Genomic DNA, 1,354 nt, shown 5'->3' with positions numbered 1-1,354 from the left:
GAGGGGGGCGCCATTATCCCGGAATCCCCGGGCGCCATTATCCCGTTAAAGACGGGCGCCTTCGTCGGAATCGCCACATGGCTCGCGACGAGTCCGGCGAAGGATGGAGTCTGCGCATAAAGTTCGACGACTTCGACGGTCGGGAGCATGTGGCGCGTATCGCTTTGTCCGACATTCACAAGAGCAACAGCGATCTTCGCCCGCGCCTTGCCAATATGGGACTCGACATCCATCCGCTCGGCAAGGGCTTCAACGCCCTGTTCGCTCGATTGGTTTCAGTGAAGGAACGCTCGATCATCGTCCGCAAGCCGGGTTGGCGTCCAGGTCGTAAGAAGTTCGTCACTCCGGCGGGCGTGATGATCGGCGTCGAAGACGGTGAAGGAGTCTACCTGGAAAACGCCTTCACGGACCAGACAGCCGGGAATCTGGACGGCCAACTCGCCGCTTGGGGTATTGCTCTTCATCATGGTGGCGCTCACCACTTCATCGGCTGTCTCGCGGGGGTCGCTGGCGCTCTAGTTCAGTTCATCAATCTGGGCTCGACGCCGATCATCGCTTTGACCGGAACCTCTTCTCACGGCAAGACGACATCGATGATGCTTGCCGCCGGAGGCTTCGGCTATCCTGACATTCTGCCGAAGGGCAAGGAGTCGCGTGGATCGTTGCTGCACTCCCTCCGGAGCACAGAGAACGCCGTCGAGTATCTGGCAGAGCGTTCGAATGGAACCTTCTGCGGCCTCGACGAAACCGCCTTGTTCGATCTGAAGCGCCTCGAAAGTTTGATTTTCATGCTCGCCTCGGGAAGTGGTAAGAACCGCATGAGGACCGATGCGACCGAGCGCGAAACGAAGAGCTGGGAAAGCTTCGGGATGATTTCGTCTGAGCATCCTGTGGCGAAGTCGGTCGAGACGGCGAGCGGCGAACAGGCGCGGGTCGGTTTTTCCATGCGTGTCGCCGATATTAATATCGATGGCTATCGGCCGATTCCGGAAGCCGACTACATCAAGATGCGTCGTTTGCTGCTGGCAAATTATGGCCATGTCGGGCCGGCTTTCGTGAAGGCGCTGGTTGAGTCGGGGAGACCAGAAACGATACGCGAGGCTATCGATGTGAAGGTGTCGGCGCTTGCCGGTGAAGGTGCCTCACCACTCGTTCAGCGTTCAGCGGGCGTCTTTGGCGTCCTGTGGCAGGTAGGAGAGATGCTAGGCAAGGCCAGACTTCTGCCCGCCGCCATTGGAGATGGTGAGATCGAACGCCGCATTCATGAAATTTGGAAGCGGGGTCGTGTCCCCACCGGTGGTGTAGCAGTTCGGGAGCAAGCCGCTCGCGACGCGCGCTTTTCATAGCGCCGTAG

1 protein-coding gene is annotated in these 1,354 nt (G+C 59.3%); it reads left to right on the top strand.

Annotated features, from left to right (window positions below):
- Positions 1–1,346, top strand: a 1,346-nt coding sequence (locus tag K3F48_RS23735) for a DUF927 domain-containing protein (RefSeq protein ID WP_222577903.1), incomplete at its 5' end; no start/stop codon positions are given.
- Positions 1,347–1,354 lie beyond the last annotated feature (8 nt).

The sequence above is a fragment of the Methylosinus sp. Sm6 genome (genome assembly GCF_019802345.1).
Classification (GTDB): Bacteria; Pseudomonadota; Alphaproteobacteria; order Rhizobiales; family Beijerinckiaceae; genus Methylosinus.
The sequence above is the reverse complement of the archived record's forward strand: the minus strand, read 5'-3'. Positions and strand labels throughout refer to the sequence as shown.